This window comes from Kitasatospora sp. NPDC057542 (assembly GCF_042801945.1).
Taxonomy (GTDB): domain Bacteria; phylum Actinomycetota; class Actinomycetes; order Streptomycetales; family Streptomycetaceae; genus Kitasatospora.
Genome location: NZ_JBHVFE010000650.1, coordinates 1 through 3,858, shown reverse-complemented (window position 1 = coordinate 3,858; position 3,858 = coordinate 1). Strand labels below are relative to the sequence as shown.

At 74.3% G+C, this 3,858-nt stretch carries 4 protein-coding genes; 1 reads left to right on the top strand and 3 read right to left on the bottom strand.

Features of this window, described 5'->3' with window-relative positions; translation table 11 throughout:
* Window positions 1–109: 109 nt before the first annotated feature.
* The 3 genes from ACFU7Y_RS41475 to ACFU7Y_RS41465 all read right to left on the bottom strand — a co-directional run bounded on the left by ACFU7Y_RS41475 (window position 110) and on the right by ACFU7Y_RS41465 (window position 2,959).
* Window positions 110–1,024, bottom strand: a complete 915-nt coding sequence (locus ACFU7Y_RS41475) for a lytic polysaccharide monooxygenase (protein ID WP_380771585.1) — start codon at window positions 1,022–1,024, stop codon at window positions 110–112.
* A gap of 241 nt (window positions 1,025–1,265) precedes the next feature.
* Entirely contained in the window at window positions 1,266–1,676 is a 411-nt protein-coding gene (locus ACFU7Y_RS41470; RefSeq protein WP_224281588.1) for a hypothetical protein, read from the bottom strand.
* A 59-nt stretch (window positions 1,677–1,735) separates the two neighbouring features.
* Window positions 1,736–2,959 (bottom strand): amino acid deaminase/aldolase, encoded by a 1,224-nt coding sequence (locus tag ACFU7Y_RS41465; RefSeq protein ID WP_224281589.1) that lies wholly within the window; start codon window positions 2,957–2,959, stop codon window positions 1,736–1,738.
* A 91-nt stretch (window positions 2,960–3,050) separates the two neighbouring features.
* Here ACFU7Y_RS41465 and ACFU7Y_RS41460 point away from each other — a divergent pair, with 91 nt between their 5' ends.
* A complete protein-coding gene (locus ACFU7Y_RS41460) occupies window positions 3,051–3,824 on the top strand; it encodes an SseB family protein (RefSeq protein ID WP_224281590.1) in 774 nt (257 codons plus the stop codon).
* Window positions 3,825–3,858: the final 34 nt, after the last annotated feature.

Below are 3,858 nucleotides of genomic sequence, written 5' to 3'. Positions count from 1 at the left end.
ACCCGGGGGGAACCCTCCGGATGGGCCGCCGCCGTTCGCTGCCGCACGGGGTGGTGTCACGGGAGCCGGGTCGGACGGGGGTGTGGCCGGCCCGGTCCCGCGCCCGGCGTCAGGAGTCGCGTCGAACAGCCTCGACGCGACGGCGCCGGAGCACCATGCCGGCCCAGCCGACACCGATCGCGGCGGCACCCGCGAGCAGCAGCGGACCGGTGGCCGAGGTACCGCCCACGGCCGCGGAGGTGGTCGGGACCACCTGGCCGGCGGGGGAGTCCGGGTCCCCGCCGTGGCCGTGGTGGGCGACCGTGGACTTGGACGCGTCGGCCGCGATCTGGGCGTCGCTGGGCGCGGCCGGGGCCTGGGCGGCGAGCGCCGACACAGCCGTGGTGGAGGCGCCGAAGTCGACGTCGGAGCAGGCGTAGAAGGCCTCCGGACTGTCGCTGCGCTGCCACACCGTGTACAGCACCTGGCGGCCGGTGCGCTGCGGCAGGGTGCCGGAGTAGGTGTAGGAGCCGTTGACGGCGTTGCGGTCGACCTGCACCCGGGCCACCGGGGTCGGGTCGAGGTCCGACCACTTCAGCGGCTTGGTGGGGTCGTAGCCCGGCTTGGTGATGTAGACGGTCTGGGTGCCGACGTGCGGCGCGGTGGTGCGGAACTGGAAGGTGAAGGCGCCGGCCTTCACCGCGGTGGCCGGCCAGTCGGTGCGCGGCCAGTCCAGCGCCGCGTATTTGTCGCGGTTGGCCGAGCAGAGCTTGCCGTCCGGGATCAGTGCCTGGTGGTTGCCGTTGGCGTTGGCGATGTTGACCTCGTTCCAGTCGTACAGCGGCTGGGTGCCGCTCGCGGCGACGAGGTCCTTGCAGACCTGGGACACCGGGTGCTCGGGGCCCTCGGCGTAGCAGGCGGCGACCCGGCTCACGGGGTTGGTCATCGTGCCGTGGGCGCTGGCGGTGCCGGCGGTGGCACCGGCCACCGCGAGGACCGCGGCGCCGATCACGCCGACGGACAGGGCACTTCGCTTGATGGACATGGGGTGGGGACTCCTTGACCGTCGTTCCGGGCGAGTGTGGGGGAACGGGCACGCCTGCCCGTCCGGGAGCCGCCGGCCCGGCGTGCGGCCCCCGGCCAGAGCGTAGGATTGGTCTGGACCAGAAGGCAATAGCCGTGCGTGCTGTCCTCGTTGACGGACTGTAGGCCCCCGAGCAGCACAAAGGCCCGACGGACGGCTGTGGTTAGCCGTTCCATCGGGCCCCGTTAAGGCTCCGGAAAGGTCAGCTCCCGATGTCGCGGGCCGTGATGGTGCCGGCCTGGATCACGATGCCGCCGCTGACGGTCACGTCCTTGAGGTCGTTGTGCAGCAAGTTGGACCGCTCAGTCGGCTTCGGAGCGAACTCGTCGAGGATCGCCTGGAGTTCGGCGGCCATGGCCGGGTCGTTGGCCAGCAGTCGGCGCAGCTTCGGCTGCCACTCGCCCTGAGCGCTCTGGATGGCGGACTCGCGGCCGCCGTCCGGCGTCGCGGCCAACTCGGCCTGGGTCTCGTCCAGTTCTTCGGAGATCGACTCCGCCCTGCGGCCGAACATCGCGGCAACGCGCGGCTTCACCCGGTCCCAGGCCGAGGTGACCATGAGGCCGGCCAGAGCGGTTGCGCCCCTCGTGGCGATGTCCGTGAGCTCGGGGTCCATGCTGCTCCCTTGTCGTGCCGTGGTGTCGGCACCACGGTAGGGCAAAGACGGACGAAGCGTCAGAGGAACGTCTTCCCCTCACCCCGGTACGTCGGCACCGTCCGTACGATCCGGTCGCCCTCGATCAGGTGCAGCTCGGCGAAGCGTTCGCACAGCTCGCCCGCCTTGGCGTGCCGGAACCAGACCCGGTCGCCGATCAGCAGGTCGTCCGCGGCCGAGCCGAGCAGCGGGGTCTGCACCTCCCCGGCGCCCTCCATCGGGTCGTAGCGCAGCCCGGCCGGCAGGTAGGGCACCGGCGAGCGGTCCGGGCCGGCCGCCCCCGAGGCCGGGTAGCCGCCGCCGAGCACGGTCACCACGCCGAGGCCGGGGCGGCGCACCACCGGCTGGCCGAACAGCGCGGCCGGACGGCCCCGGAAGGAGCGGTAGTTGTCGAACAGCCGCGGCAGGTACAGCCCGGAGCCGGCGGCGACCTCGGTGACGGCGCGCTCGGCCACGGTGGACTCCACGCTGCCGGTGCCGCCCCCGTTGACGAACTCCAGGTCGGCCACCTGCCGCAGCCGCCGGACCGCCGCCGCACGCCGCTCGGCCAGCTCGGTCCGGGCCTTGGCCTGCATCAGCCGGATCAGCTGCGAGCGCACCGGCCGTCCGGGCACCCGGTCGCCCACCCCGGCGACGTGCCCCTCGTACGCCATCAGGCCGACCACCCGGAAGCCCCGGCGGCGCTGGACGAGTTCGGCGAAGGCGCCGAGGTCCTCGGGGGTGCGCAGCGGCGAGCGCCGGGCACCCACCCGGACCCGGCCGCCGAGCAGGTGCAGCGAGGTGTCCAGCTCCAGGCAGACCCGTACCTCGGCGTCGCCTCCGCGGGCCGCGTCGATCAGGTCCAGCTGGGCCGGGTCGTCCAGCACGACGGTGATCTCGCGGGCGGCCTCCGGGTCGGCGGTCAGCTCGGCGAAGCCGGCCCGGTCGGCGGAAGGGTAGGCGAGCAGGACGTCGCGGATGCCGGTGCGGGCCAGCCAGAGCGACTCGTCCAGGGTGAAGCTCATCACCCCGAGGAAGCCGTCCACGGCCAGCGCCCGCTCCAGCAGCGCCCGGCAGCGGACCGACTTGCTGGCCAGCCGGATCGGCTTGCCGCCCGCCCGGCGGACCAGGTCGGCGGCGTTCGCGTCGAACGCGGCGAGGTCCACGACGGCCACCGGCCCGTCCAGGTGGGCGGTGGCGCGGTCGTACCGGAGGCGGTCGGAGACCGGGGCGGGTGCGGTCGCGGGCGCGTCGAGGATCACCATGGGCGCAGGGTGCCACACCGCGCTACCGGTGGGTAGGCCCCGCGTGCAGGGAAATGGGGCGGCTCACGCGCGGTGGCATAGGGTCGGGCGGGTGGACCGCAAAGACTTCTCCAACCCGGCGTTCGTCGGCAAGAGCATCCCGAACCCCGGCTTCTCCGACGACGACGGCACCGCCGCCCCGGCGCTCACCGGTGCCCTCGCCCGCTGGTCGCAGGACCGCGCGGCCGAGCCGGAGGTGCTGGCGGCGCTGACCCCCACCCGGCTGATGGTTCCGATCGTCGCGATCCTCGGCGAGGTCGAGGTGGACCAGCACGGGCACCGGCACGAGAAGACCAGCGACATGGCCGTCCCGGTGCTGGAGGCCCCGGACGGGCGCCGCGCGCTGCCGGCCTTCACGTCGCTGGAGTCGCTCGCCCGCTGGCGCGCCGATGCCCGCCCGGCGCCGACGGCGGCCCCGCAGGCCGCGATGGTGGCCTTCTCCGAGCGTGCCGACACCCTGCTGATCGACCCGGCCGGGCCGGTGCCGTTCCCGCTGAGCGGCGCCCGGCTGCGGGCGCTCGCGGAGAACCGCCCGTTCCTGCCGCCGGTCCGGGACCCGGAGGTGCGCGAGGCGGTTCGCGGGCTGCTGGCGGCCGAGCCGCAGGTGGTCACCGGGCTGCTGGCGGCCTCGGAGGGCTCGGACGGGGTGCTCGCGGTGGTGTTCGACCCGGCGCTGGACCAGGCGGGACTGCAGGCGGCCGCGCAGCGGGTCGGGCAGGCGGTGGCTGCCGATCCGGTGCTGCGGGTGCGGCTGGACCGGGGGCTGGACCTCGCGGTGCTGCCGGCGAGCGCGGAGCTGCCGGGGGAGCCGCTCTACAAGCGGTAGCGAGAAGGGGCTGACCTCCTCACGTGAGGAGGTC

Excerpts from the sequence above, each read along its gene's own strand:
- ACFU7Y_RS41475 (WP_380771585.1), bottom strand. The coding sequence starts at position 1,024 with ATGTCCATCAAGCGAAGTGCCCTGTCCGTCGGCGTGATCGGCGCCGCG.
- ACFU7Y_RS41470 (WP_224281588.1), bottom strand. The coding sequence starts at position 1,676 with ATGGACCCCGAGCTCACGGACATCGCCACGAGGGGCGCAACCGCTCTG.
- ACFU7Y_RS41465 (WP_224281589.1), bottom strand. The coding sequence starts at position 2,959 with ATGGTGATCCTCGACGCGCCCGCGACCGCACCCGCCCCGGTCTCCGAC.